The organism is Acidovorax sp. 107 (genome assembly GCF_003058055.1).
In the GTDB taxonomy this organism is placed as follows: domain Bacteria; phylum Pseudomonadota; class Gammaproteobacteria; order Burkholderiales; family Burkholderiaceae_C; genus Acidovorax.
Genome location: NZ_QBTZ01000001.1, coordinates 2933020 through 2957788 on the forward strand (window position 1 = coordinate 2933020; position 24769 = coordinate 2957788).

Sequence of the window (24769 nt, forward strand, 5' to 3'; positions counted from 1 at the left end):
ATGTGCAGACACATTTCATGAAGAAAGCCACATTTCGTAGCATGTTGTGGCAGATCGAAGGAGCCTCCTCCAGACCAAAACACCGGGGCACAGCTGCTGCACGGCACTTTCCTACAGACGCCGCAAAGGCACGGTGCTACAACCGCAAAAGTCTCTCCCTCAACGACCACAATGATCGACCACGCGCGCCACGCGCTGCCCGGAGCCCTTCCCCCATGCCCGCTGCTGCCCCCCGCCTCAAGATTGGTCTGTCCGCCTGCTTCCAGCACGCCGACCCCACCCGCCCCCTGTTCACCAACAAGACGTTGCAGTACGTGGAGCAGTCCATCGCGCACTGGATCATGTCGTCGGGCGCCATCGTCGTGATGGTGCCCTGCCCCACGGGCGAGACCGCGCGCGGCGACGTCACGCTGCGGCACTATGCCGAGTGGCTCGATGGCGTGGTGATGCACGGCGGCGCCGACGTGTGGCCCGGCAACTATGGCGAGGAGCCCCTGCGCGAGGAGTGGCTGGGCGACCGCGTGCGCGACATCTACGACCTGGCCCTGGTCAAGGCCTTTGCCGAAGTGGGCAAGCCCATCTTCGGCGTGTGCCGGGGCCTGCAGCTCATCAACGTGGCCTTTGGCGGCGCGCTGTACCAGGACATCGAGACCCAGCACCCCGGCGCGCTGCAACACCGCAACGCCACCACCTACGACCAGCATTTCCACGACATCCAGATCGTTCCCGACTCGCATCTGGCCAAGCTGTACCCCGCCATGCCCCGAGCGCGCGTCAACAGCATCCACCACCAGGGCATCAAGCGCGTGGCGCCCGAGTTCGTGGTCGAGGCCCTGAGCGAACCCGACGGCGTGCCCGAGGCCATCCGGCTCAAGCCCGCTCCAGGCCGTGGCTACATCGCCGCCACGCAGTGGCACCCGGAGTTCCACAAACAAGGCTCGAACACGCTGGACGACACGGCCATCCTCAACGACTTTCTGGCAGCCTGCGTGCAGGCCCGCGAACACCCGGTGCGGCCCGGCAAGCCGGCGGGGCTGAGAGACCGGGCCACGCGATTGCTGCGCGGTGCCTTGCGACGCCAACACAAGGCCGCCACCAAGGTTGCTGAACAATGACGCAGCCCTCCTGCGCCCTCGCCGCGCTGGTAAAGCGCCCCTGCCGCGCTGGGAGCGTGGCATGAGGCCTTTTCATTGCGCGGCGCTTCTCTGCGTGATTGCCGCTGTGGTGCTGGCTGTCGCAGGATTAGGGGGTGCGGCAGGTTTCACCCTGGTGCTCGGCACCGTGATCGAAATCATTGGCGCAATGGCCACCGGCAAGCAAGGGAATGACACCCCGCACTGAGTGGTGCCAGGCGACACCCGACGACTTCACGTACCCCCGCTGGCCAGCGCCGGCCTGACCACGGCTTCCACCTCCCCACGCAGCCACCGGTTCGCTGCATCTTGCTGGTAGCGCGCATGCCAGATCAAATACATCGGCATGGCCGGGCACACCACCGGCAAGGGTGCGCTGGCCAAGCCTGCCAGCGCCGTGCGGGCCAGCAGCGAGGGCGCAGTGGTGAGCAGCGCCGTGCCGCGCACAAACGCCGGTAGCGCCGCAAAGCCCGGCACGCGCACGGCAAAGCGTCGGCGCACGCCGCGCGCCAGCAGCTGGCGGTCCAGATCGAGCCCTCGGTGGGCTTCATAAGCCACGGTGGCATGGTCGGCCGCCAGGTAGTCGGCTTCGGTGGCGGGCGCGCTGCGCACGCTGGCGTCGTAGAACACGCGGTACTGGTCTTCGAAAAGGCGCTTTTGCACGATGTCGGTGCCATCGGGCGGGCGGGGGCTGATGACGAGCTGGCACGCGTCGGAGCGCAGCAGCTCGGCGCTGGGCGCGCCGCTGGGCACGATGCGCAGCGTGACGCCCGGTGCGGCACTGCGCAGGCGGGACGCCAGCGCGGGCAGCAGCAAATCACGCTGAAAGTCGTTGGCTGCAATGGTCAGCTCGGCATGCCAATGCATCGGGTCGAACTCGGCCCCTCGGGCAAACCGCTGCATCTGGTGCAGCATGTCCCGCGCAGGCTGGGCCAGCGCCTCGGCGCGGGCGGTAGGCACGATGCCGCGCCCGCGCTTCACGAACAGCGGGTCGCCCGTGATGGCGCGCAGCTTGTCCAGCAGGTGGCTCACGGCCGACTGGGTGACGCCCAGGCGTTCGGCCGCTGCCGTGATGCTGCCGGTTTCCAGCACGGCCAGCAGCAGTTTCAGCAGGTGGCCGTCCAGCTGCGATCCATCGAAATTGCTCATGCATTCGATGATGTTTTCAGGCTTCATCTTTGGCAATGGCGCGCCGACACTGCGCTCTGACTTACATCAAGCCCCGGAGACTTCCATGCCTTCCCCACTGCCCCCGATCCCCGGCACCACGCCGTTCGATGGCGACCAGGCCCGCAAGGGCTATGCGCTGAACAAGATGTGCTTTTCGTTCAACGACGAGGCCAACCGCAAGGCCTTTCTGGCCGACGAAGAGGCGTACATGCGCAAGTACGGCCTGAACGAACAGCAGGCCGCCGCCATCCGCGCCAAGAACGTGCTGCAGCTGATTGCCGCGGGCGGCAACGCCTATTACCTGGCCAAGTTCGCGGGCATCTTCAAGCTGGACATGCAGGATATCGGCGCACAGCAGACGGGCATGACCAAAGACGAATTCAAGGCCAAGCTGGTGGCGGCGGGCCGGGACTGATCCGCGCGGCGCTGCGCCTTTTCCCCCTTCCCCACCCCCACCCGTTCACGCTGAGCCTGTCGAAGCGCCGCACCAACGACGCGCCCGGGCTTCGACAGGCTCAGCCCGAACGGTTGGGGGGCGGCAACCCCGTCCTCTCAAACACTGCATCTGGAGACATCCCATGGCACAACTCATCGGCGGCCTCGGCACCTCGCACATCCCGGCCATTGGCAACGCCATCCACAAGGGCCTGCAAAGCGATCCGTACTGGAAGCCCTTCTTCGACGGCTTTCCGCCCATCCGCCAGTGGCTGGGCGAGAAGAAGCCCGACGTGGTCGTGATGTTCTACAACGACCACGGCCTGAACTTCTTCCTCGACAAGATGCCCACCTTTGCCGTGGGCGCGGCGGCGCAGTACCACAACGCCGACGAAGGCTGGGGCATCCCCACCCTGGCGCCGCTGCAGGGCGAGGTGGACCTGTCCTGGCACCTCATCAACACGCTGATCGACCAGGAGTTTGACGTGACCACCTGCCAGGAGATGCTGGTGGACCACGCCTGCACACTGCCGCTCAAGCTCTTCTGGCCCGAGGGCGAGTGCCCCGTGGCGGTGGTGCCGGTGTGCATCAACACCGTGCAGTTTCCGCTGCCCTCGGCCAAGCGCTGCTACGCACTGGGCAAGGCCGTGGGCCAGGCGATCCAGAGTTGGGACAGCGACAAGAAGGTGGCGGTGATGGCCTCGGGCGGCCTCAGCCACCAGCTCGACGGCGAACGCGCGGGCTTCATCAACAAGGCGTTTGACCTGCAGTTCATCGAGAGCCTCACCACCAACCCCGAGTGGGCCACGCAGTTCAGCGTGCACGAGCTGGTGGAAAAGACCGGCACCCAGGGCGTGGAACTGCTGATGTGGCTGGCCATGCGCGGGGCCCTCGCCACCGCCCGCGCGGGGGTGCGGCGAGTGCACAGCAACTACCACATCCCCATTTCGAACACGGCCACGGCGGTGATGGCGCTGGAAACGGTCTGACCGCGTTGATTTCAAGCATTTTTGGCTGCTAGCGCTTATCCATCAAGCGCTAGCAGCTATCAATTCAGGATCACACAACCCCTGCGCATTCTCCCCAGGCTGGCATCAGGCATTGAATTCACTGTAAATTCATCCAGTGAATTTACAGTCCAAACTCGCCATCCTGGCCGATGCGGCCAAGTACGACGCCTCGTGTGCATCGAGCGGCGCTGCGCCGCGCGATTCGGTGGGCGGGCGCGGCATGGGCTCGACCGAGGGCATGGGCATCTGCCACAGCTACGCGCCAGACGGGCGCTGCATCTCGCTGCTCAAGATTCTGCTCACCAACTTCTGCCAGTACGACTGTCTGTACTGCGTGAACCGCGTGACGAGCAACGTGCCCCGGGCGCGCTTCACGGTCGATGAGGTGGTGCAGCTCACGCTGGACTTCTACCGCCGCAATTGCATCGAGGGGCTGTTCCTCTCCAGCGGCATCATCCAGAGCCCCGACTACACCATGGAGCAGGTGGTGGAGGTGGCCCGCGTGCTGCGCGAGGAGCACGACTTTCGCGGCTACATCCACTTGAAGACCATTCCCGACGCATCGCCCGAGCTGATGCAGCGCGCCGGCCGGTATGCCGACCGCCTCTCCATCAACATCGAGCTGCCCACGGCCGAGAGCCTCACGGCCCTGGCGCCCGAGAAAAACAGCGCCGCCATCGACCGGTCCATGGCCCGCATGGCGGTGCACATTGGCGAATCGCGCGCGGCCCGCAAGGAGCAAGCCGCGCAGGCCATCGTGTCGATGCCGCAGTCGCGCACCACGCGCCGGGCCAGTGCGCCGCTGTTTGCGCCCGGCGGGCAAAGCACGCAGATGATTGTGGGCGCCGACGCCACGGACGACCGCACCATCCTCGCCACCAGCGCGCGCCTGTACGGCGTGCACCGGCTGCGGCGCGTGTACTACTCGGCCTTCAGCCCCATTCCCGATGCCGCGCGCGCCCTGCCGCTGGCCGCACCGCCCACCGTGCGCGAGCACCGGCTGTACCAGGCCGACTGGCTGATGCGCTTTTATGGCTTTACGCACGACGAGATCGTGCCGCCCAGCCAAGGCAATCAGGTCGGCATGCTGGCGCTGGATGTGGACCCCAAGCTGGCCTGGGCGCTGGCGCACCGCGAGCGTTTTCCGGTCAACCTCAACACCGCCCCGCGCGAACTGCTGCTGCGCGTACCCGGCTTTGGCGTGCAGACGGTAGACCGCCTGCTGGCCGCCCGCCGCGTGCGCCGCCTGCGGCACGCCGACCTGGCGCGGCTGCATGTGCCGCTCAAGAAGGTGCTGCCGTTTGTGGAGGCGGCCGACTACCGCCCCGGCCGTGCGCTGGAGGCTGCTGACCTGGCTGCACAGCTGGCGCCGCCGCCGCTGCAGCGCAGCCTGTTTTGAGCGCACAGTTCCGTTAGGCACGAATGCAGCGCCACACCCTCACGCTGGACCACCCCACCGACTGGCAGGGGTTCCGCGCCGCCGCTCGCTCCCTGGTGCAAGCCAACGTGCCCCCGCAGGCGGTGGACTGGCGCTGCGGGGCCGATGCGGCTGAAGACCTGTTTGCACCTGAACCTCACAGCCCATACGCCCTGCCGCCGCCAGCCACCGATGCGCCCACGCTGCGCGTACCGCCCGACTTTGTGCGCCTGTGCGAGCAGCTCATCCTGCATCGCGATCCGGCCCGCTTTGCGCTGATGTACCGCCTGCTGTGGCGCATGGCGCAAGGCGGCGCGGAAGCCGACGCCGCGCGACAAGACCCGCTGGACGCCGACCGCATGTTGGCCCACCACATGGTCCGCGCCGTGCAGCGCGACATGCACAAGATGCACGCCTTCGTTCGCTTTCGGCCTGTGGTGGAGCCCGATGGCAACACCCTGCACATGGCCTGGTTCGAGCCCGACCACTACATCACCGTGGCCAACGCGGGCTTCTTCATCCGCCGGTTCACGCAGATGCGCTGGGCCATCCTCACGCCCGACGCCAGCGTGCGCTGGGACGGCCAGCAGCTGCACACCGGCCCCGGCGCGCAGCGCAGCGACGCGCCTCCACCCGACGCGGGCGAGGCGCTGTGGCTCACCTACTACCGCCACATCTTCAACCCCGCGCGGCTCAAGCTCACCATGATGAAAAAGGAAATGCCCACGCGCTACTGGCACAACCTGCCCGAGGCCGCGCTCATCACCGAACTGGCGCAGACAGCGCACGAGCGCAGCGCGAAGATGGTGGAGGCCAAGGCCACCGTGCCGCGCAGGCGCATCGCAGCGCCATCGCCGCGTTCGCAGCCCGCCGCAGGGGCGCCACTCATCCCAGCGCCGCCTCGCGCATCACCCGGAACTGAGGGGCCGATACCGGCGACGTCCAGCGCCACGGCAACACCTGCGGCCGCCACAGGGCGCGCAGCACCGTGAGGCGCAAAACGCGTTGTGCGCCAGGCCAGGTAGCACGCGCTGCACGCTCCCACAGCACCTCGGCCTGCGCTGCAATGTGCAGCAAGCCGCCCTCTTCATAGTCCACCACCAGCAAGCCTGCCAGCGGGTGCAATGCGAGGTTGCCCAGGGTGTTGAAGAACTGATTGCCCGGGTAGTCCGGCAAGCTCAGCACCACACCACCCGGTGTATGCGCCACCTGCACAAAGCCCGGCTCGCCACCCCGGTGCGACACGTCCACGCCTTCACTGTGCCCGGCACCGGGGCGCGGCGCCGAGGCACTGGCAATGAACAGCGTGTCGGCACGCTGCACACGCGCGATGGCGGCTTCGTCCAGCTCGGCGCCCAGCCACTGCGTCGGGCCCGGGGCAACCAGCGCTGCGCGCAGGCCGGGCTCGCGAGCCTGGATGTATTTGGGGCAGTTGCCAAAGCTCTGCACCACCTGCACGCCCAGGCCATCGTCGCCAAACGCCGTCACCCGCCCGTTCATGCGGTTGCGTCGCCGGGTGTGCGGCTCCAGCCCCAGCACGCCCACAGCAGCGCCGGGCGCCAGGTGTGCAAGCACCGGGTCCTTGGAGTCCGGCGCGGTCGCGATCTGCATGCGCAGCGCATCGGGGGTGTGCACAAAACCGGGCGGGCCGGCAAGCATGGTGGCCCACGGCTGGCCTTGGTCATCCAGCGCCCCCAGCAGCAAGGTGGGCAGCTTTTCAAACAGCTCGCGGTGCTGGTCGGGCATGTGGTCGCGCAGCACCATGGCACCCACGGCCGCCATGCGCTCGCGCACACCCACGCGCGCCTGCAGGGCCTGCTCGCCAGGGTGGAATGCCTCGGGCGGCACCGGCACCGCAACCGATGCAGCGGGTTCGGTGGCTGTCATGCCGCCACCTGCTCGGCCGTGGGCAGCTGGTCGGCCAGCGACGGATAGCCCGGCAACGCCTGCATGCGCGCCACCCAGGCCGCAATGCGCGGGTAGGCCTCCAGCGGCAGCCCCGCCAGATACGCCTGCGAGGTGTAGCTGACCATGGCCACATCCGCCAGGCTGGGCGCTGCGCCCCCGAGCAACCAGGCCCGCCCCTGCAGTTCGTCCTCCATGAAGGCCAGCAGGCGCTTGCCGGTGGCCTGCGCGACCTCGTTCATGGCACGGCCCGTCAGCGTCGCAAAACGCGGCCCACCGATGCCCGGCGCCAGAAAGCCCGCCGCCAGGCTGAACCAGCGCTGCAGCTGCGCCTGCCCCACGGCGTCTTGCGGCAGCCAGGCACTGCCGGGGGCGTAGCGCAGCACCAGGTACACCAGGATGCCATTGCTGTCGCTCAGCACCTGGCCCGCGTCCACCAGCACGGGCACCTGGCCCAGCGGGTTGAGCGCCAGAAACTCCGCGCGCTGGTGTTCGCCGCGCAGCAGGTTCACGTCGATCAGTTCATAGGGCAGCCCGAGCAGGGACAGCATCAGCTCCACGCGATGGCAATGGCCCGAGATGGGCATGCGGTACAGCTGGAGCGGGGTGGTGGGGAACATGGTGAATCCTCGTCGGTGGGTGAGTGAAAAGATGGCTCGACGATATCTATTGCAATCTGCGATGTGAATAACCAATCACCGCTTTTCATAATTGCGGCATGCGCAATAATGGGCCGCATGGACTATCTCGACACCCTGCGCTGTTTTGTGACCGTGGCCGATGCGGGCGGCTTTGCCGTGGCGGGCCGGCGGCTGGGCTGCTCGGCCACGGCCGTCACGCGCGCCATCGCAGCGCTGGAGGCACGGCTGGGTGTGCTGCTGTTCCAGCGCAGCACGCGCATGGTGAGGCTGACCGAGGCGGGCGAGCGCTTCTTGCAAGACTGCCGCCCCATCCTGAACGACCTGCACGAGGCCGAGCAGGCCGCCAGCGGTGCACAGGCCGAGGCCCAGGGCCTGCTGTCCGTCACCGCCCCGCAAATGTTCGGCATCCAGCATGTGGCGCCCATCGTGCAGGGCTTCTTGCAGGCCCAGCCGCGCGTGCAAGTGCGCACGCTGTTCGTCAACCGGCTGGTGCATTTGCTCGATGAAGGCATGGACGTGGCCATCCGCATCGCGCCCCTGCCCGACTCGGGCCTCACTGCAGTGCAGGTGGGCGCGCTGCGCCGCCTGGTGGTGGCATCACCCGCGTACCTGGCGCAACACGGCAGGCCACGCCACCCTGCAGACCTGAGCAACCACCGCGCCATCGGCTTTGCCTTTGATGCACGCACGCCAGCGCCCTGGAAGTTTCGCGATGGCGCCACCGGCCAGCCGCAGTTCACCTGGATCAGCAACAGCAACGAGGTGGACATTGCCGCCGCAGAGGCGGGCATTGGCCTGACCCGTTGCCTGGCCTACCAGGCCGCAGCGAGCCTGCGCGCGGGGCGGCTGCGCATCGTGCTGGCCGAGCACGAACTGCCCCCCGTGCCCGTGCACATCGTGTACCCCGCAGGGCGGCGGGCCCCGGCCAAGGTGCGCGCGTTTGTGGAATGGGCGCGCGAGCGCCTGACCAAGGAGCCGGTGCTGAACGGGCGCGGCCTGGGGCGCGGTAACGCCTTGTTGCCAATGACTTCGTAACCTGTCATCGCGCCGCCGGCGAGGGCCGTTGCATAGCTAAGTCCGACGCTGTGTCGGGCGGTTATCCGATCTGAAAGGATTTCTCATGAACAAGCTCCTCGCTGCCCTGCTCGCTGGTTTCTTTGTGACCGCCTCGTTTGCCCAAGCCCCTGCGGCCCCCGCAACGCCAGCAACTCCCGCGAAGGCCGCGGCGCCTGCGACCCCTGCCACATCGGCCATGCCCGCCACCCCAGCCACTCCCGCAATGCCCGCCACTCCGGCGGCCAAAGCCGAAGCCAAGCCCGCAGTGATGCCCGCCGCTGCCCCCGCGTCGGCCCCTGCCGAAAAGAAGGCAGAGAAGAAGGCGAAGGCCAAGAAGACCAAGGCAGCGGCAGAGAAAAAAGCCGACGCCGCCAAGCCTGAAGCAGCCAAGTAATTCACGACGCTGTACCCCACAAAAAAGCCCGCAATGCGGGCTTTTTTGTGCCAGGGCATCCACCGCTGCACGCGGGGCAGCAACCTGAACTTCCAAGGTCTGCATGCGTCGCCAGCCTCAGGCTGGCGAGCAGCCATCAATGGTGGTGGCCGTGCGCACCGTGCACATGGCGGTGCGCAATTTCTTCGGCGCTGGCGGCGCGCACTTCGGTCACCTTGCAGCTGAAGGTCAGCGCCTGGCCTGCCAGCGGGTGGTTGCCGTCCAGGTGCACTTCGGGGCCCTTGATCTTGACCACGTTGAACACGGCGGGCTGGCCGTCGTCGCCCACGCCTTGCAGCTGACCGCCGACCTTCACGCCGGGCGGGAACTCGCTTTTGGGGATGGTGCGCACCAGGCTTTCATCGCGCGCGCCAAAGGCGTCTTCCACCGCCAGCTGCAGCGTGGTGCTGAAGCCCACGGCCTGGCCGTCGAGTGCAGCCTCGACCTTGGGGAAGATGTTCTCGTAGCCGCCGTGCAGGTACGACAGGTGGCCCGCATCCAGCGGCTTGCCCTGGGGCGTGGTGACCTTGTAGGTGATGGTGACGGCGGAGTCTTTGGTGATGGTGGTGGCCATAGGGGTCTTGCACTTTCTGCGCGGTGAAGAATCAGCGCGAGACGGATAGGGCTGTGCCGCCAGCCGCCGCGCGGGTCAGAACGAAACCCCGGATTGTCCACGAGGCGCCCGGTGGCATACCGTGCGCCCCGTTCCGGGCTGGGTGAGCAGCCCTATGCGCCCACCGGGGCATCAGCCGGGCGCTCTTCCTCCGTCTGGCCGGGGTAGCGCGCAAAACGCCGCGCCTCGGTGCCGTGCACCGGGTCCTGGTCGGGCCAGGGCCAGCCGCCAAACTGGGTGCGGCGGTAGTCGTTCATGGCCTGCATGATCTCGGCCTGCGTGTTCATCACAAACGGGCCGTACTGCGCCACGGGCTCGGCGATGGGCTGGCCTTGCAGCAGTAGGCATTCCAGCGGCGTAGCGCCGGTGTTGGTCAGCAGCCAGTCCTGGCCGGCCACCAGCTCCAGCGCGGCGTGCTGGCCCACGTCCTGCGGGCCCACGCGCAGGCTGTCGCCCACGAAGAAGTACAGCATGCGGCGCGTGCCCTGGCCGCGCGCGGCGGGCAGCGTCCACTGCGCGCCGGGGTCCATGCGCAGCGTCCAGATGGCCACATCGCCCTCGGGCTGCGAAGCCCAGGACTCGGGCGGCGGCGACAGAGGCGCGGGCGCGCCGGGCAAGGCACCCGCCACCACCGTCACCGTGGTGGCGCGGCCTGCGTCGTCGTTGTGCACCAGGCGCGGAATGCGCTCGTTCCACAGCATGGTGAAGTGGGGCTCCACCATCTTGTTCTTCGCGGGCAGGTTCAGCCAGATCTGGAACAGCTCCAGCGGGTTGGGCTCGTTGGCGTTGAGCAGCGGGAACATCTCCGAATGCACGATGCCCTTGCCCGCCGTGACCCACTGCACATCGCCCCCGCCAAAGCGCGCGGCGGCGCCCAGCGAGTCGGAATGATCAATAAGGCCCTTGCGCACCAGGGTGACGGTTTCAAAGCCCCGGTGCGGGTGGCCCGGAAAGCCAGGCACGGTGTCGCCGTGGTACATGCTCCAGCCGTCCTTGCGGCTGAAGTCGCTGCCGATCTGGCGGCCCTCCAGCGACACAGCCGGCGCAAACGCGCCGTTGCCTGCAGGGTAGGCGTCGTCATGGTGGGCGCAGAACAGGAACGGGTCCATCGTGGGCCACAGCGGACCCAGCGCCTGGGCCTGCACGACGGGCAGGCTGGCGGCCGACGAAGACACGGTGGGGGAGGACGACATCAAAGGCTCCTTGGGTTTGCGCCACCGGCTATCGGGCAGCACGCCTGCCAAAGATAAGGCCAGGGGCCGCTTTCAGAAGTGCGGCGGGTGGAACAGTGCGGTGCGCTGGGCAGGACGGTGGTGGAAGTCCGGCCTGCGGGCGGCGCGCCCCATTTTTGATTAAAACCGCCTCTTGCGCTTGTATTCATTACTAATTTTGCTACACAAAATATAGCAATTCAGTCCGCCGGGCTCATCGCGACAGGGACCGACCGGCCCCGATACCCCGCTCGCGCATCACTGCGCTTGCTCGAAATCGATGAACCCACGTTCCACATTGGTACTGACCAGCTTCACGCGGATCTTGGTCCCGACGTCAAGGTTGAACTCGCCGGACACCAGCAGCCCCTCGGCCGGTGGCGAGAATATGCGCACCCAGGTCGCATTGGCGGTGCGGCCAGTGACGATGGCGTCAAACCTCTGGCCGATCAGCCCTTGCATGAACAACGCTGCCTCGGACTTTCGCACGCTGCGTTCCACCTTTTGCGCCGCGTCTTCCTGGCGCGTGCAGTGCTCGGCCAGCAGGGCCAGTTCGGACACCCCGTAGGGCGGGCGCTCGCCCGCCAGCAGCGCCTTGACCATGCGCAGGCTGATCAGGTCGGGGTAACGCCGGTTGGGCGCGGTGGAATGGGTGTAGTCGCGCACCGCCAGGCCGAAGTGCCCGATGGGCTCGCCCCGCGTGTGCTCCACCACGTACTCGCCTGACCCCATCAGCTTCACGATGACCAGCGACAGGTCCGGAAACCGCACCGGATCAGCCTGGCGCTGGCGTGCCAGAAAGCCCTCCAGCGCGCGCGAGTCGGGTTGCTTGGGCAGTGTCTCGCCGTATTTGCTGGCCACTTCGACGATGCGCAGCCAGCGCTCGGGCGACCGCACCACCCGCCGCAGTGCACTGCTGCCGTGCTGCGCCAGAAACTGTGCGGTGCAGGTGTTCGTAGCGATCATGAACTCTTCGATGAGCTGGCGCGCCCGGTTCTGCACCTGCTGACGAATGTCCACCACGCGGTCCCCGTCAAACACGGCGCGCGGCTGAAAGGTCTCCAGGTCCAGCGAGCCCTGCTGGCGTCGCCGCGCGCGCATGCGCTGCGCCACGGTGTCCTGGATGCGCAGCTGCTCGTCCATGCCGGGCACCGCGCGCGCGGCTGCGGGCAGGTCGTCTTCGCCGTCGATCCACGCGGCCACTGCATCGTAGGCGAGCTTGGCGTGGTTGCGCACCCACGCACGGTGCACGGTGGAATGGGTGACGGCGCCTTCGGTATCCACCACCATTTCCGTCACGATGGCCAGGCGCTCCTGGCCCGGGTTCAGCGAGGTGAGGTCGGTGGAAAGCTGTTCGGGCAGCATCGCAAACACCCGCGCCGAGGTATAGACCGATGTGGTGTTGGTGTGCGCGTGCTGGTCGATGGCGGAGTTCTTCTTGACCAGGGCGTCCACATCGGCCACGGCCACAAAAATCTTCACGACGCCATTGCTCAGCGGTCCACACGCAGTGAGCTGGTCCAGGTCGAGCGAGTCGTCGTTGTCGATCGAGCACCAGGGCAGCGCCGTCAGGTCGCGAATGCGCGGGTCATCGTCGTGGCTGGCAGCGCCGATGGTCTGCAGCTGCTGCAGGGCGCGCTGCGGAAACTCGGGCTCCAGGCCGCGCTCCTTCATGGCATCGGTGGCAATGCGCACCAGATCGCTGCGGTGAAAGTAGTGTTCTTTGTTCATGGCTCCAATGTACGTCTGCGATGCCACTAGCGCCGCCCGACTGCGGCGGGCTGCAGCACCGCAAACACCACCATGGCGGCCAGGGACAGCAGGGCGGCCAACCCGAAAGCCAGCCTTGGTGCAACCGCCCACAGGGCACCCGCCACCAGGGACGCGGGCAGGTACAGGCCGCCCGTCACAAAGTTGTAGACGCCCACGGCGGTGGCGCGGCGCTCGGGCTCCAGGTCGGCGATGAAGGCCTTGCTCTGCGACTCCTCAATGGCATAGAACACACCATAAAGGCAAAAAATGCCCACCATCTCGGGGCGACTGCCCGCCAGCACCAGCCACACATTGAGGGCCGCATACAGCGCATAACCCAGCACCACGATGCGGCTGCGCCCGACGTGGTCGCCAAGTCGGCCTACCAGCGGTGCAGCCACCACACAGGTGGCATTGAACAGTGCGTACAGCAGCACGACCTCGGTCAGCCCGAACCCCACGTCGTGCGCCTTGACCATGAGAAAGCCAAGGCTGAAATACGCCAGCGCAAATACCCCGGCCGGCAGCAGGAACCGCTTGAACCCCGGGCTGAGCTGTTGCCAGTTCTCGCGAACACTCTCGCGCGCATGGGGCGCAGCGCGCTGGTCTGGAATGCGCGAGAGCACCATCACGCTGGCCACGGCCGGCACAAAGGCCACCAGGAAGAGCGTGCTGTAGGTGCTGGCCGATTCGCCCAGCCACTTGAGCAGCCCATAAGCCACCAGCGGACCCAGCACGGCACCCGATTTGTCCAGCGCCTTGTGCACGCCAAAGGCATAGCCCCGCGACTCCTTGCCGGCGATGGATGACAGCCAGGCATCGCGCGGCGGGCCCCGAAAGCCCTTGCCCAGCCGCTCAATCACGCGAAAGACCGAGAGCCCCACGATGGACGATGACACCAGCAGGATCAGCTTGGCCAGTGTCGAGAATGCGTAGCCCGCGGTGGCAAACCCTTTGCGCCGGCCGCTGCGGTCGGACAGCCACCCCGCCAGGTAGTTGAGGGACGACGCCGAAAAATCCGCCAGCCCCTCGATCAGCCCCAGCAGCGCGGCGGATGCGCCGGCCACGGTGGTGAAGAACACCGCAAACACCGAGAAGATCATCTCGGAGCTCAGGTCCGTGAGAAAACTCACCAGCCCGAGCTTGAGCACATCCGGGTGGAGCCTGGAACCGGGGACATCCGCGCTGGCCGGTGATGCAGGGATGTCGTCAGGGGTCAAGCTCATGGCGTGCTTTCTGGGTCCGGTACGGCCTGATTGTGGGGCACACGCCGCCCGCGTCGGCCCTGGAGACCTGGCCCGATGGGCGCGGGCTCCGTCCTACGGATGGGAGCCCTGGCCTTGTGCTGCTGGCGGCAGCGGCGCCGGGCGCAACACCAGACCTCCCAGCAACGCCGCCACCAGCGCGCACAGGGCCGACACCCAGAACGCGAGTTGGTAGCCCGCATTGAGGGCCTCTCGCACACCGGCGCCCGCACCGCGCAGCTGTTCGGTGCGGGCGTCTGCCAAGCTGGCCAGAATGGCCAAGCCCAGCGCACCGCCCATCATGAACGCGGTGTTGACCACCCCCGACGCCAGCCCCGAGTCTTCGGGTTTCACATCGCCCATGGCGGCCAGCAGCAGCGGGTTGAGCGCAATGCCGGCGCCCACGCCCAGCAGCAGCATGCCGGGCAGCACATGGATGACAAAGCGGCCTTCGGTGGGTGCCAGCGCAAACAGGGCCAGGCCCACCGCCGCCAGCAGCAGCCCCCAGCCCAACGTGCGGCAAATGCCAAAGCGCATTACCACCCAGGCCGACAGCCCCAGCGAGCAGCCCGCCATGATGAGGTTGGACGGCAAAAACGCCAGGCCCACCTGCATCGCGTCGTAGCCCAGCACCAGCTGCATGTACAGCGCCGACAGAAAGAACCACGCAAACATCGACGCCGCCCACAGCACGCCCACCACGTTGGAGATGGCCAGGTTGCGCAGCCGCAGCAGCGGCAGCGGCACCAGCGGTGCGGTCACATGCGACTCGATGAACAAAAAGGCAGCCAGCAACGCCGCCGCAGCGCCCAGCAGCCCCAGCGACTGCAGCGAGGTCCAGCCCGCTGCGTTGCCGTTGACGATGGCGTACACCGCCAGCATCAGTGACGCGGTGATGGTGACGGCGCCCGCCACGTCCAGCCGCTGCCCGTGCGCCTGCCCCTTGCCGCCCGGCAGCAGCGCCAGGCAGGCCAGGTAGATGGCCACGCCCACGGGGATGTTGACCAGAAAGATCCAGTGCCAGCTCAACGCGCTGGTAAGCACGCCACCCAGCAGCACGCCAATGCTGCCGCCCCCGGCGCACACAAAGCCATAGACGCCCATGGCGCGCGCACGCTCACCCGGCTCGGTGAACAGATTCATGATGAGCGACAGCGCCACGGCCGACACCACGGCGCCGCCCACGCCCTGCACCGCACGTGCCGCCACCAGCAGCCCCTGCGTATTCGCCAGCCCGCAGGCCAGCGATGCGATGGTGAACAGCGTGATGCCCGCCAGGAACAGCCGCCGGTGGCCATACAGGTCGCCCAGCCGCCCGCCCAGCAACAGGCAGCCGCCAAAGGTGAGCATGTAGGCGTTGACCACCCACACCAGCGAGGTTTCGGTGAAGCCCAGGTCGGCCTTGATGCTGGGCAGCGCGACGTTCACGATGGTGGTGTCGAGCACGATCATCAGCTCGCCCAGGCACAGCAGGATGAGTGCGGGCCAGCGCGCGCGGCCTTCGATGCGGAGGGTCATGGGACGGTGGAAATCAAAAGAGATTGGCAGCGCAGTGTGTCATGCGCGTTGCGCTGGCGACTGGCGGGGCGCAAGGCCAGTGCACCCGTGAGGCTGGCTTTGCCAGTCCACCGGGTGCGTCCCCCTTCAGGCGGAGGCCGCGCAGCGAGTCAGGGAGTCCTCGTGTACTTGGCTTGCATGAACTGCTTCCAGCTGCCGTCCGGCTGCTGTCCGAATGAGGTGAGCGTGCGCTCGTTGGCGCTGACGACGGTGATCACGTCCCGGTAGCGCATGGTGGCGCCGTCGGCCTTGAAGCTGGGCCTTCGGTCTCCAGCGTCAGCACTTTCTGGTCCGCATCCAGCGTGCCACGGTACACCCACATATGCGTCATCATCGAGCCCACCCAGGTGCCGGCAAACGCCTGCTGGTCCGGGTCGTAGCCCAGCGTCATCAGCATGCGGGCCTCGCCACCCCCGCCGGGCATGGAGCCCGCCCCTTCGCACAGCACCCACAGGCTGCCCAGTGCGCGCACATGCTCGGTGCCCCGGCTTTGCGCGGGGGGTTCGCCCGGGCCCATGTCGGCCAGCGACTCGCAGGTCCAGTCGCCCAGCAGTTGCTGCAGCCAGCGGTGCATGGCGTGGGGTTCGGGGTTCATCATGGGGAGTCTCCTGGTGACGTGGTGGGCGCGCGCTCAGTCGCGGTCGGGTGCCCCGAGCGGAAAGTAGTGGCGGTAGGGGCGACCGCCTTCCACCGCGCGTGCAAACGAGGGGCGTGCGAGCAACCGGGCGCGGTAGGCGCGTAGCTGCGGGTAGGTGGCTGTGATGGGGTGCGTCCAGTCGGCATAGAACAGCGAGGGCGCCGCAGCGCAGTCCGCCAGCGAGAACGAGTCGCCCGCCGCCCAGGTGCGCCCTGCCCACATGCCCTCCAGCCAGGCGTAGGCTTTCTCCAGCTTCTCGGTGGCCCAGGCCACGCCTTCTGCCTTGCGCTCGGCGTTGCCGTTCAGCGCGGCGTTGACCGCGTGCTGCACCGGGGCCATCACGTGCAGGTCAAAGAAGCGGTCCATGAACCGCACGTCCAGCGCCGCCCGGGGGTCGGCAGGAATCAGCAGCACCGGCCCCGGGTGCGCGAGCTGCAGGTGCTCGATCACGATGCTGCTTTCCACCACCGTGTGGTCGCCGTCCACCAGCACTGGAAACTTGGCCAGCGGCCAATGGCGCAGCCAGTCGGCGGAATGGCTGACGGGCTCAGCGGGGTCGAGACTGAGCAGCTCAAACGGCGTGCCGTTCTCGTACAGCGCGATCAGCACCTTCTGGGTGTAGGACGAAAAGGGGTGGCCGTAGAGGGCGAGCATGCGGGTTCCTGCGTGTGGGTTGGTGTGGTTGGCGGGGGGCGCACTCATTCGGGGGCCACCACCATCCAGGGCACGCCAAAGCGGTCGGCCACCATGCCAAACGCCTGCGAGAAAAAGGTCTTGGTGAGCGGCATCTGCACCTTGCCGCCATCGGCCAGCGCGTCGAAATAGCGCTTGGCATCGGCCGCATTGGCCGGGCTCAGCGCCAGCGAGATGCCCTGGAAGCTGGCATGACCCGAGCCCATGCCGTCCGACGCCATGATCTGCGTGTCGCCCACGGTGAACGAGGCGTGCATGACCATCTCGGGCGTGGGGCCCGGGCCGCTGCCGTCGGCGCAGCCCTCACCAGCGGCGGGCTCGGGGTTGTCCTTGTAGCGCATGAGCATGGTGACCTCGGCGCCAAGGGCGCGGCGGTAGAACTCCAGCGCTTCATCGCAGCGGCCTTCAAACATCAGGTAGGGCTCGACTTTCATGGGGGTCTCCTGGGAGAGGGTTGACGGGTCAGGAATGATTTCGGTGCACAATTGTGAACACCGTCCACAAACCATAGCAAAGATAATGGACAGTGTCCACATCCAAGCTCCCCATGACCGTAACCACCCGCAACAAAGCTGCCGCCAACCCGCCCACTGCGCGCACCACCTACCGCCACGGGGATTTGCACCGCGCGCTGCTGGACGCGGGCATTGAACTGGCGCGCCAGGGCGGGCCCGATGCCGTGGTGCTGCGCGAGGCCACGCGCCGCGCGGGTGTGGCACCCAATGCGGCCTACCGCCATTTCGCCAACCGCGACGACCTGCTGGGCGCTGTGCGCGCCGCCGCCGTGGCGGCCGCCGCGCGGTCGATGGAGGCCGAGTTGGCCATGGTGCCCACCACCGGCAGCCCGACCGCGCAGGCCCATGCCAAGGTACGCGCCGTGGGCGCCGGCTACCTGCGGTTTGCGCACGCCGAAACGGGGCTCTTTCGCACCGCGTTCGGCGGCCGCTTCACGGTGCAGCAAACCCCCGACCCCGCCATGGGCGGCGCCACGGGGCTCAACCCCTTCCAGCACCTGAGCGCCGCACTGGACGACCTGGTCACCGCTGGCGCCCTGCCACCCGCGCGCCGCCCGGGCGCCGAATACCTGGCCTGGTCCACCGTGCACGGCATGGCTCTGCTCGCCATCGACGGGCCGCTGCGCGGCACGCCCCAGCAGATGCTGGATCTGCTGGGCCAGCGCCTGCTGGACATGGTGGAACGGGGGCTGTGAGCGCCCGGCGCACGGGCCAGTCTTGCCAAAAATCCTGTGCACGGGTGCTTGTGGACTTACGGGCCGGTAGTGCCCACCAATCATGCCTTTATTGCTATTAAATTAGCAGCAATTTCACCGCTACCTCATTCGGCAACCAGCCCATACAGCCGCGCCGTGGCCTGCACCCGCGCCACCAGCGCGCGGCGCAATGCCATGGGCCGCAGCACCTCCACCTGCGGCGACAGCCGCATCAGTTGCCCGCAGGCATGCTCCACCGATTCAATGGGGATCGTCACGGCCGTGCGGCCATCCTTGCGGCGGGACGGCGGGGCGGCGGCCACCGCACGGGCCACAGCGCTGCTGAGCGTGCGCAGGCCGCGCAGCCCTTCGGGCGTGGCCAGCAGTGCGGCCTCGCCCGTGTACAGGCCTGACTCAAAACGCCGGATCGACGCAGCCCAATAGCCGGGCAGGTCAAAGCCTGCGGGGCGTTTGGCCGGTTGGTCCAGCGCCGTGGCCGCGAGGATGTTCGACACCCGGTAGGTGCGTGGCCCGCGCGCGTCCACCCCCGCGGGCAGCGCGACCAGGTACCACACGCCCGCTTTCAGCACCAGGCCGAGCGGACTCACGGTGCGCTCTGCCGTGCGCGCCCAGCCCTCGTAGCGCAGGGTGATCTGGTGGCCGCTCCACACGGCGGCCGCCACCGTGGGCAGGTGCGGTGTGGGGTCGCTCTCGCGGTACCAGTCCACCGGGTCCAGGTGCAGGCGGGTGCTGACACGCTGCGCGTCGTCGCGCCAGGCGGCGGGGAGTGCGGCCAGCAGCTTCAGGCGCGCGCCCGCGACATCGCCGCCCAGACCCAGGTCCTGCGCAGGGCCGGGCAGGCCACTCAAGAACACGGCCTGCGCCTCGGACGGCGTGAGGCCTGTGAGCGCGGTCTTCCAGCCCGGCAGCAGTGCAAAACCACCATGGCGCCCGCGCTCGGCATAGATGGGCACGCCCGCAGCGCTGAGTTGGTCCACATCGCGGTACAGCGTGCGCACCGACACCTCCAGCGCCTCGGCCAGCGCCTGTGCGCTCATGCGGCCGCGCGTTTCCAGCAGCATCTGGAGGGACAACAAACGGCTGGCGCGCATAGGGCTTGGCAGGGGTGGTGCAAAAAGACAGAAGGCCAAAGATAGCGCAAATACCTGCCATGGGTTGGCAGGTATAGCGACACACACTGCAGCCCTGTCTTTGCCTTCTTGCCCCCATACCCTCTCAGGAGCCCCCATGCCCACCACCGATCCCCACGCCATCGTCGAACTGCGCCAATACACCTTGCACCCCCAGCAGCGCGAAGTGCTCATCGACCTGTTCGACCGGGAGTTTGTGGAAACCCAGGAGGCGCTCGGCATGCGCGTCCTGGGCCAGTTTCGCGACCTGGACCGGCCCGACCAGTTCGTCTGGCTGCGTGGCTTTGCCGACATGCCGGCGCGCCACCGCGCGCTGGAGGGCTTTTATGGCGGCCCCGTGTGGGCAGCGCACCGCAATGCCGCCAATGCAACCATGATCGATTCGGACAACGTGCACCTGCTCTGCCCGGCCTGGCCCGGTGCCACGGCCGCCCTGCCGCAGCATGCTCGGCCGCAGCCCGGCGCGCAAGGCGCCGCCGCCGGCATCCTGCAGGTCACCGTGTTCCCGTTGCGGGAGCCCGCCACACCACCGCTGCTGGACTTCTGCCGCCACCGCATGGCGCCCACCCTGCTGCGTGGCGGCGCGCGCCAGCTCGCTTGGTATTGCACCGAGCACAGTCCCAACACCTTTGCCCGCCTGCCGGTGCGCGAAGGCGAGCCCGTGCTGGTGGGCCTGGCCCTGTTTGGCGACGAGGCTGCGTTGCAGTCGTTTGCCGACAGCGGGGCCTGGGCACGCGACGTGGCGCCCGGTCTTGCCTCCTGGCTGGCGGCAGCGCCCGAGGTGCTGCGCCTGCAGCCCACCGCGCGCTCAGCTCTGCACGCCTGATGCACCTGCAAACATCCTCCCCCATTCACGCACCCACCCCGGAGCCCCCCATGTCCACCCCAGCCCACCTCATTCCCATCCCGTCGCCCACCGTGGCGCCCAGCGCCGCGCGCGACTTCGACTTCCTCATGGGCCCCTGGCGCATTCGCAACACGCGGCTGGTGCGCAGGCTCGCGGGCTGCAACGACTGGGAGGTGTTCGACGCCACAGGCACCGCGCATCCCTTGCCCGGCGGCATCGGCAACTTCGACACCTTCACACCGCTGGCCTGGAAGCCCGGTTACGTGGGCATGGCACTGCGGGTGTTCAACCCCGTCACGCAGCGCTGGAGCATCTACTGGCTGGACAACCTCACGGGCGGCCTGGACCCGGCCACGGGCCTGCTGCTACCGCCCGTGGTGGGGGGCTTCCACGACGGAGTGGGCCTGTTTGAAGGCGAGGACCTGTTCGAGGGCCGCCCGGTGCGCGTGCGCTTCGAGTGGTCGCAGATGCACACCGGCGCACCGCGCTGGCAGCAGGCGTTTTCGGACGACGGCGGCGCGACCTGGGAGGTGAACTGGGTGATGGAGTTTGCGTGGCCGGTGTGAGCGTAGGTAGCACCTCAGCACCCAGGCTAAACAATTGGAGCCAAAATAGCCCCTGGCGCTTGATGGCTGAGCGCTGTCAGCTACCAAAACAGGAGCATTTACTCACGCCATCTGGGGCGCTTTTTCCTGCACCGGGAAGTCCGTGGACGCCGCCACCGCACGCCACTGGGCCGTCTCTTTCGCCACGAAGGCATGTTTGTCGGCAATGGTTTGCAGCGTGTCCGTGCCCAGCGGCAGGCGCAGCGGGGGCGTGGGGCTGGCCACCAGCTGCATCACGGCCTGGGCCAGGCGCACGGGGTCGCCGGGCTGGTTCAGGTTGATGCGGCGCGCGGCTTCGCGCACGGCCCCAGCGCTCTCGGCGTAGTCCTCCAGCACCCGGTGTGATACGGCCAATGAGGCGCTGTCCAGAAACTCGGTGCGGAAGTACCCCGGCTCCACCACCGTGGCGTGGATGCCCAGCGGCGCCAGCTCGGCATGCAGCGCTTCGGTGATGCCCTCGACCGCGAACTTGGTGGAGCAGTACAGGCCAAACCCGGCGGCCGACTGCACGCCGCCCAGCGACGAAATGTTGATCACATGCCCGGCGCGGCGCGCGCGCATGGCGGGCAGCACGGCGCGGGTCACATGCAGCAGGCCGAACACATTGGTGTCGTACAGGCGCAGCACCTCGTCGGCGGTGGCTTCTTCGACCGCGCCCAGCAGGCCATAGCCCGCGTTGTTGACCAGCACGTCGATGCGGCCGAAGCGGTCGAGCGCCGCGCCCACGGCATGGCGGGCCTGTGCCTCGTCGGTCACGTCCAACGCCAGGGGCAGCAGGGCATCATGTACGCCCAAGCGCTTTTCGACCGAGGCGGCATCGCGCGACGTGGCGACCACGGCATCGCCCTGGGCCAGCGCGGCCTCGGCAATGCGCGCGCCGATGCCGCGCGAGGCGCCGGTGATCATCCAGACGCGGGAATACGAGGAATGGGTGGTGGTGGCTGTGGTGGGAGTCATGACAGGTCCTTGAGGTGGTGTGGAGCAATGGGCAGTGCCCATGGCGGTGGACTTTAGGCAAGCCATTGCCATGCAACTAGCCCATAATCTCTGGATTCATTCGCAAGCAACGCTTGCCAATCCACCACACAGCCGCCCGGCACAATGCCTGCTCACCATGGCCATCAATGAACTGCGCGCCATCGCCAACTTTGCCAAGGCCGCCGAGCTGGGCAGCCTGCGCCAAGCGGCGGCCGCGCAGGGCATCACGCCACAGGCGTCCAGCCAGTTGCTGGTGCAGCTCGAATCGCACCTGGGCGTGCGGCTGTTCCACCGCACCACGCGCAGCCTGAGCCTCACCGAAGAAGGGCGGCAGTTCCTGGCCTCCGCACAGCCGGGCCTGGCCACACTGCAGCACGCGGTGCAAGGCGCGCGGCGCGGGCGTGAGGCCATGGCGGGGCCGCTGCGCATCGTGGCGCCGCGCTCCATCCTGCTGGAGGTGATCTGGCCGGTGCTGCACGAGTTCTGCCGCCGCCACCCCCTGGTGGAACCCGATGTGCAGCTGGACGACCGCATCGGCAACTGGGTGGAAGACCGCGTGGATGTGGGCTTCCGCTCGGGCTACCCGCCCGAGGGCGGCGTGGTGGCGCGGCGGCTGCTCACGCTGCAGCTCATCGTGTGCGCAGCGCCTGCGTACATCGCGCGCCACGGGGCGCCGGCCAGCATCGACGACCTGGCGCAGCACCGCTGCAGCGGCTTTCGCCATGCGTCCACCGGCAAGCCCATGCCCTGGGAGTTCCAGGTGGGCGACGACATCGTGGCGCGCACCATTCACCCCACGTTCTGCACCAACGACATCGAGGTGGAGGCCCGTGCGGTGCTGGGCGGCCACGCGGTGGGCCAGCTGGTGGGCGTGACGGCCGCGCCGCTGGTACGCAGCGGCCAGCTGGTGCCGCTGCTGCCCCAGCATGTGGCGCAGCACCTGGCGCTGTACGTGTACTACGGCAGCCGCACGGCGCTGCCAGCGCGCGTGCGGGCGTTTATCGACCTGGCGGTGGAGATGGTGGCCAACAACCCCGCCTACCTGCTCACGCCCAAAGAGCTGGCGACCCACGGCCCGGCTGTACAGAAAAAGCCCCGGGCGCGAAAGCCCACGCAGTGAGCGCCGTGCTGACCGTTCAGGCCGCAAACCCGCCGTCGATCAACAAGCTCGCCCCCGTCACCATGCCCGACTCCGGCCCGGCCAGATAAGCCACCATGCCCGCGATCTCGTCAGGGTGCGCGTGGCGGTTCAGTGCCATCAGGCCGTGCATGTCGCCCGCCATGGGGCCATCAGCCGGGTTCATGTCGGTGTTGACCGGGCCGGGCTGCACATTGTTCACCGTGATGCCACGCGGGCCCAGGTCGCGCGCCAGGCCCTTGGTCAGGCCCACGATGGCGGCCTTGCTCATGCCGTACACGCTGAATCCGGCCCATGGCACGCGGTCGGAGTTGGTGCTGCCGATGGTGATAACCCGGCCATAGGCGCCGCCCTGGCCCATGTGGCGCACGGCGGCCTGGGTGGCCACGAACACGGCGCGCACATTCACATTGAGCGTATGGTCAAAGTCGGCCAGCGCAAAGCTGCTGAGCTCACCCGCGATGGCGACGCCCGCGTTGTTGACGAGGATGTCCAGGCGGCCCAGCTCGCGCGCGGCGCGGTCCACCGCCTGCGTGAGGGCGACGGCATCGGCGCTGTCGGCCTGCAGGGCCAAGGCCTTGCCGCCGCTTGCCGCAATGTCAGCCACCAGCGCCTGCGCAGGTGCTGCGGAGCTGCTGTAGGTAAAGGCCACGGCCGCACCGTCGCGCGCCAGGCGCCGCACGATGGCCGCGCCAATGCCGCGCGCGCCGCCGGTGACGAACGCGACCTTGCCGGCCAGCGGGCGGCCAGGCGATGAAGGAGCAGAGACCGGGGATGTTTCAGACACAGAAGACATGGTGTTGTTTCTCCAACGAGATGCATGCAGAAAATGGTTCGCAACCGAACCGGGAAGACCTGCAGTTTCAGAAAAACACTCATGCTCCGGTAGCCATGAATGGGCTGTATATCTTTCAACCCTTGGTTGAAAATACCGCTCATGCAGCCCCTCAGCCACCTCGAATCGTTTGTGCAGTCCGCCCAGTCGGGCAGCTTTTCGGCCGCCGCGCGGCTCATGGGCCTGACGCCCGCCGCCGTGAGCAAGAACGTGGCGCGGCTGGAGGCCAGCCTGGGCGTGCGGCTGTTCCAGCGCAGCACGCGCAGCCTTACGCTCACCGAGGGCGGGCAGCGCCTGCTGGCGCAAGTGGGCCCGCCACTCACCGCCCTGGCCGATGCGGTGGACCACGCGGCCGAGGCCGAGCAGCAGCCGGCGGGCACGCTCAAGGTCAGCATGGGCCAGGCCTTTGGCCGCGCGTACCTGGTGCCGCTGCTCGCCGAGTTCTTGCAGCGCTACCCGGCCATCCAGCCCGACTGGCGCTTTGAGAACCGGCAGGTGGATTTGATCGGCGAGGGCTTTGACGCCGGCATTGGCGGCGGCCTGAACCTGAACCCCGACATGGTGGCGCGCACGCTGGGCCCCATCCACCTGGTGGTCGTGGCCGCGCCTGCGCTGCTGCAGGGCCGCAAGCGGGCGCCGCGCCACCCGGCGGACCTGGCGCAGTGGGATGGCATTGCACGGCGCAACATCCGCACCGGGCGCATCAACGTCACCACGCTGCGCAACAAGGCCGGCGATGCGGCTCCCGTGGAGCTGCGCCCGCGCGTGGTGTTCGACGACCCCGAGGCCATGTGCCAGGCCGCGCTCATGGGCCTGGGCCTGGCCGTGCTGCCCATGCCGTTTGCGCAGCCCTGGTTGGCGCGGGGCGACCTGGTGCGGGTGCTGCCCGGCTGGTGGGCCGATGCAGGGCCGACCTCGCTGTACTACCCCAGCAAGAAGCTGCTGCCCGCACGCACCCGGGTGTTTGTGGACTTTGTGGTGGAGCAGTTCAGCACGCGCGGCTTTGCGCAAAGGGTGCGCGGGGACTGACTGGCACAGCGGTGGGGCTAGGCCACGGCAGCGCGGTGGCAATAATGGGCCTTTGCAACCGCTCTGGAC

General features: G+C 68.0%; 26 protein-coding genes and 1 pseudogene. 13 read left to right on the forward strand and 14 right to left on the reverse strand.

Going from position 1 to position 24769, the window contains the following annotated elements:
• Positions 1-215: 215 nt before the first annotated feature.
• Positions 216-1115, forward strand: a complete 900-nt coding sequence (locus tag C8C99_RS13750; RefSeq protein ID WP_056643822.1) for a gamma-glutamyl-gamma-aminobutyrate hydrolase family protein — start codon at positions 216-218, stop codon at positions 1113-1115.
• A 61-nt stretch (positions 1116-1176) separates the two neighbouring features.
• Positions 1177-1341, forward strand: a complete 165-nt coding sequence (locus C8C99_RS23930) for a hypothetical protein (RefSeq protein ID WP_156391433.1) — start codon at positions 1177-1179, stop codon at positions 1339-1341.
• A gap of 26 nt (positions 1342-1367) precedes the next feature.
• Here C8C99_RS23930 and C8C99_RS13755 read toward each other — a convergent pair whose 3' ends face one another.
• On the reverse strand, positions 1368-2309 hold the full coding sequence (locus C8C99_RS13755) for a LysR family transcriptional regulator (RefSeq protein ID WP_199226395.1): 942 nt from the start codon (positions 2307-2309) through the stop codon (positions 1368-1370).
• 58 nt (positions 2310-2367) lie between these two features.
• Here C8C99_RS13755 and C8C99_RS13760 point away from each other — a divergent pair, with 58 nt between their 5' ends.
• The 4 genes from C8C99_RS13760 (at position 2368) to C8C99_RS13775 (ending at position 6157) form a co-directional block, all read left to right on the forward strand.
• The gene (locus tag C8C99_RS13760) at positions 2368-2718 is read left to right on the forward strand and encodes a protocatechuate 4,5-dioxygenase subunit alpha (RefSeq protein ID WP_056643824.1); all 351 of its coding nucleotides are present in this window, start codon (positions 2368-2370) and stop codon (positions 2716-2718) included.
• Positions 2719-2881: 163 nt separating this feature from the next.
• On the forward strand, positions 2882-3727 hold the full coding sequence (locus C8C99_RS13765) for a class III extradiol dioxygenase family protein (RefSeq protein WP_056643825.1): 846 nt from the start codon (positions 2882-2884) through the stop codon (positions 3725-3727).
• A gap of 136 nt (positions 3728-3863) precedes the next feature.
• A complete protein-coding gene (locus C8C99_RS13770) occupies positions 3864-5147 on the forward strand; it encodes a putative DNA modification/repair radical SAM protein (RefSeq protein ID WP_108626035.1) in 1284 nt (427 codons plus the stop codon).
• A gap of 23 nt (positions 5148-5170) precedes the next feature.
• Complete coding sequence (locus tag C8C99_RS13775) at positions 5171-6157, forward strand: TIGR03915 family putative DNA repair protein (protein WP_056643829.1); 987 nt, start codon at positions 5171-5173, stop codon at positions 6155-6157.
• Here the strand turns inward: C8C99_RS13775 and C8C99_RS13780 are convergent.
• Both C8C99_RS13780 and C8C99_RS13785 read right to left on the reverse strand, forming a co-directional pair.
• Positions 6051-7052, reverse strand: coding sequence for a pyridoxamine 5'-phosphate oxidase family protein (locus tag C8C99_RS13780; protein ID WP_056643831.1), 1002 nt, complete (start codon positions 7050-7052; stop codon positions 6051-6053). The genes C8C99_RS13775 and C8C99_RS13780 overlap by 107 nt on opposite strands.
• A complete protein-coding gene (locus tag C8C99_RS13785; RefSeq protein WP_056643833.1) occupies positions 7049-7690 on the reverse strand; it encodes a glutathione S-transferase family protein in 642 nt (213 codons plus the stop codon). The genes C8C99_RS13780 and C8C99_RS13785 overlap by 4 nt, the downstream gene beginning before the upstream one ends.
• A 117-nt stretch (positions 7691-7807) precedes the next feature.
• Between C8C99_RS13785 and C8C99_RS13790 the strand changes: the two genes are divergently transcribed.
• Entirely contained in the window at positions 7808-8746 is a 939-nt protein-coding gene (locus C8C99_RS13790) for a LysR family transcriptional regulator (protein ID WP_056644136.1), read from the forward strand.
• A gap of 85 nt (positions 8747-8831) precedes the next feature.
• On the forward strand, positions 8832-9161 hold the full coding sequence (locus C8C99_RS13795) for a hypothetical protein (protein ID WP_056643835.1): 330 nt from the start codon (positions 8832-8834) through the stop codon (positions 9159-9161).
• A gap of 136 nt (positions 9162-9297) precedes the next feature.
• Here C8C99_RS13795 and C8C99_RS13800 read toward each other — a convergent pair whose 3' ends face one another.
• The 8 genes and pseudogenes from C8C99_RS13800 to C8C99_RS13835 form a co-directional block, all read right to left on the reverse strand.
• Positions 9298-9774 (reverse strand): peptidylprolyl isomerase, encoded by a 477-nt coding sequence (locus tag C8C99_RS13800; RefSeq protein WP_108626036.1) that lies wholly within the window; start codon positions 9772-9774, stop codon positions 9298-9300.
• Positions 9775-9926: 152 nt separating this feature from the next.
• The gene (locus C8C99_RS13805) at positions 9927-11006 is read right to left on the reverse strand and encodes a pirin family protein (protein ID WP_108626037.1); all 1080 of its coding nucleotides are present in this window, start codon (positions 11004-11006) and stop codon (positions 9927-9929) included.
• 276 nt (positions 11007-11282) lie between these two features.
• On the reverse strand, positions 11283-12755 hold the full coding sequence (locus C8C99_RS13810) for an RNB domain-containing ribonuclease (RefSeq protein WP_108626038.1): 1473 nt from the start codon (positions 12753-12755) through the stop codon (positions 11283-11285).
• A 26-nt stretch (positions 12756-12781) separates the two neighbouring features.
• A complete protein-coding gene (locus C8C99_RS13815) occupies positions 12782-14002 on the reverse strand; it encodes an MFS transporter (RefSeq protein ID WP_108626039.1) in 1221 nt (406 codons plus the stop codon).
• 93 nt (positions 14003-14095) lie between these two features.
• A complete protein-coding gene (locus C8C99_RS13820; RefSeq protein WP_056643845.1) occupies positions 14096-15538 on the reverse strand; it encodes an MFS transporter in 1443 nt (480 codons plus the stop codon).
• Positions 15539-15687: 149 nt separating this feature from the next.
• A pseudogene (locus C8C99_RS13825) lies at positions 15688-16175 on the reverse strand (DUF1579 domain-containing protein).
• A 33-nt stretch (positions 16176-16208) separates the two neighbouring features.
• Complete coding sequence (locus C8C99_RS13830; RefSeq protein ID WP_056643847.1) at positions 16209-16868, reverse strand: glutathione S-transferase family protein; 660 nt, start codon at positions 16866-16868, stop codon at positions 16209-16211.
• Between the two features lie 44 nt (positions 16869-16912).
• A complete protein-coding gene (locus tag C8C99_RS13835) occupies positions 16913-17341 on the reverse strand; it encodes a VOC family protein (RefSeq protein ID WP_056643850.1) in 429 nt (142 codons plus the stop codon).
• Positions 17342-17454: 113 nt separating this feature from the next.
• Here C8C99_RS13835 and C8C99_RS13840 point away from each other — a divergent pair, with 113 nt between their 5' ends.
• Positions 17455-18117: a TetR/AcrR family transcriptional regulator gene (locus C8C99_RS13840; protein ID WP_056643852.1), complete on the forward strand. Its 663-nt coding sequence runs from the start codon at positions 17455-17457 to the stop codon at positions 18115-18117.
• 125 nt (positions 18118-18242) lie between these two features.
• Here the strand turns inward: C8C99_RS13840 and C8C99_RS13845 are convergent, their stop codons facing one another.
• On the reverse strand, positions 18243-19229 hold the full coding sequence (locus C8C99_RS13845; RefSeq protein WP_056643854.1) for a YafY family protein: 987 nt from the start codon (positions 19227-19229) through the stop codon (positions 18243-18245).
• A gap of 136 nt (positions 19230-19365) precedes the next feature.
• Between C8C99_RS13845 and C8C99_RS13850 the strand changes: the two genes are divergently transcribed.
• The gene (locus C8C99_RS13850) at positions 19366-20094 is read left to right on the forward strand and encodes an NIPSNAP family protein (protein ID WP_056643856.1); all 729 of its coding nucleotides are present in this window, start codon (positions 19366-19368) and stop codon (positions 20092-20094) included.
• A gap of 50 nt (positions 20095-20144) precedes the next feature.
• Positions 20145-20681 carry a hypothetical protein gene (locus C8C99_RS13855; RefSeq protein ID WP_056643858.1) on the forward strand — a complete coding sequence of 179 codons (537 nt, stop codon included), beginning with the start codon at positions 20145-20147 and terminating at the stop codon, positions 20679-20681.
• Between the two features lie 102 nt (positions 20682-20783).
• Here C8C99_RS13855 and C8C99_RS13860 read toward each other — a convergent pair whose 3' ends face one another.
• Positions 20784-21677: an oxidoreductase gene (locus C8C99_RS13860; RefSeq protein ID WP_108626040.1), complete on the reverse strand. Its 894-nt coding sequence runs from the start codon at positions 21675-21677 to the stop codon at positions 20784-20786.
• Positions 21678-21834: 157 nt separating this feature from the next.
• On the opposite strand from C8C99_RS13860, the gene C8C99_RS13865 reads away from it, so the two are divergent.
• Positions 21835-22818 carry a LysR family transcriptional regulator gene (locus tag C8C99_RS13865; RefSeq protein WP_108626041.1) on the forward strand — a complete coding sequence of 328 codons (984 nt, stop codon included), beginning with the start codon at positions 21835-21837 and terminating at the stop codon, positions 22816-22818.
• Positions 22819-22834: 16 nt separating this feature from the next.
• Here C8C99_RS13865 and C8C99_RS13870 read toward each other — a convergent pair whose 3' ends face one another.
• Complete coding sequence (locus C8C99_RS13870; RefSeq protein WP_108626042.1) at positions 22835-23632, reverse strand: SDR family oxidoreductase; 798 nt, start codon at positions 23630-23632, stop codon at positions 22835-22837.
• 141 nt (positions 23633-23773) lie between these two features.
• On the opposite strand from C8C99_RS13870, the gene C8C99_RS13875 reads away from it, so the two are divergent.
• Entirely contained in the window at positions 23774-24700 is a 927-nt protein-coding gene (locus C8C99_RS13875; RefSeq protein WP_108626043.1) for a LysR family transcriptional regulator, read from the forward strand.
• Positions 24701-24769 lie beyond the last annotated feature (69 nt).

Bases quoted from the DNA above. Each gene is read 5' to 3' on its own strand.
- C8C99_RS13750 (WP_056643822.1), top strand. From the start codon at position 216: ATGCCCGCTGCTGCCCCCCGCCTCAAGATTGGTCTGTCCGCCTGCTTC.
- C8C99_RS23930 (WP_156391433.1), top strand. From the start codon at position 1,177: ATGAGGCCTTTTCATTGCGCGGCGCTTCTCTGCGTGATTGCCGCTGTG.
- C8C99_RS13755 (WP_199226395.1), bottom strand. From the start codon at position 2,309: ATGAAGCCTGAAAACATCATCGAATGCATGAGCAATTTCGATGGATCG.
- C8C99_RS13760 (WP_056643824.1), top strand. From the start codon at position 2,368: ATGCCTTCCCCACTGCCCCCGATCCCCGGCACCACGCCGTTCGATGGC.
- C8C99_RS13765 (WP_056643825.1), top strand. From the start codon at position 2,882: ATGGCACAACTCATCGGCGGCCTCGGCACCTCGCACATCCCGGCCATT.
- C8C99_RS13775 (WP_056643829.1), top strand. From the start codon at position 5,171: ATGCAGCGCCACACCCTCACGCTGGACCACCCCACCGACTGGCAGGGG.
- C8C99_RS13780 (WP_056643831.1), bottom strand. From the start codon at position 7,052: ATGACAGCCACCGAACCCGCTGCATCGGTTGCGGTGCCGGTGCCGCCC.
- C8C99_RS13785 (WP_056643833.1), bottom strand. From the start codon at position 7,690: ATGTTCCCCACCACCCCGCTCCAGCTGTACCGCATGCCCATCTCGGGC.
- C8C99_RS13790 (WP_056644136.1), top strand. From the start codon at position 7,808: ATGGACTATCTCGACACCCTGCGCTGTTTTGTGACCGTGGCCGATGCG.
- C8C99_RS13795 (WP_056643835.1), top strand. From the start codon at position 8,832: ATGAACAAGCTCCTCGCTGCCCTGCTCGCTGGTTTCTTTGTGACCGCC.
- C8C99_RS13800 (WP_108626036.1), bottom strand. From the start codon at position 9,774: ATGGCCACCACCATCACCAAAGACTCCGCCGTCACCATCACCTACAAG.
- C8C99_RS13805 (WP_108626037.1), bottom strand. From the start codon at position 11,006: ATGTCGTCCTCCCCCACCGTGTCTTCGTCGGCCGCCAGCCTGCCCGTC.
- C8C99_RS13810 (WP_108626038.1), bottom strand. From the start codon at position 12,755: ATGAACAAAGAACACTACTTTCACCGCAGCGATCTGGTGCGCATTGCC.
- C8C99_RS13815 (WP_108626039.1), bottom strand. From the start codon at position 14,002: ATGAGCTTGACCCCTGACGACATCCCTGCATCACCGGCCAGCGCGGAT.
- C8C99_RS13820 (WP_056643845.1), bottom strand. From the start codon at position 15,538: ATGACCCTCCGCATCGAAGGCCGCGCGCGCTGGCCCGCACTCATCCTG.
- C8C99_RS13830 (WP_056643847.1), bottom strand. From the start codon at position 16,868: ATGCTCGCCCTCTACGGCCACCCCTTTTCGTCCTACACCCAGAAGGTG.
- C8C99_RS13835 (WP_056643850.1), bottom strand. From the start codon at position 17,341: ATGAAAGTCGAGCCCTACCTGATGTTTGAAGGCCGCTGCGATGAAGCG.
- C8C99_RS13840 (WP_056643852.1), top strand. From the start codon at position 17,455: ATGACCGTAACCACCCGCAACAAAGCTGCCGCCAACCCGCCCACTGCG.
- C8C99_RS13845 (WP_056643854.1), bottom strand. From the start codon at position 19,229: ATGCGCGCCAGCCGTTTGTTGTCCCTCCAGATGCTGCTGGAAACGCGC.
- C8C99_RS13850 (WP_056643856.1), top strand. From the start codon at position 19,366: ATGCCCACCACCGATCCCCACGCCATCGTCGAACTGCGCCAATACACC.
- C8C99_RS13855 (WP_056643858.1), top strand. From the start codon at position 20,145: ATGTCCACCCCAGCCCACCTCATTCCCATCCCGTCGCCCACCGTGGCG.
- C8C99_RS13860 (WP_108626040.1), bottom strand. From the start codon at position 21,677: ATGACTCCCACCACAGCCACCACCACCCATTCCTCGTATTCCCGCGTC.
- C8C99_RS13865 (WP_108626041.1), top strand. From the start codon at position 21,835: ATGGCCATCAATGAACTGCGCGCCATCGCCAACTTTGCCAAGGCCGCC.
- C8C99_RS13870 (WP_108626042.1), bottom strand. From the start codon at position 23,632: ATGTCTTCTGTGTCTGAAACATCCCCGGTCTCTGCTCCTTCATCGCCT.
- C8C99_RS13875 (WP_108626043.1), top strand. From the start codon at position 23,774: ATGCAGCCCCTCAGCCACCTCGAATCGTTTGTGCAGTCCGCCCAGTCG.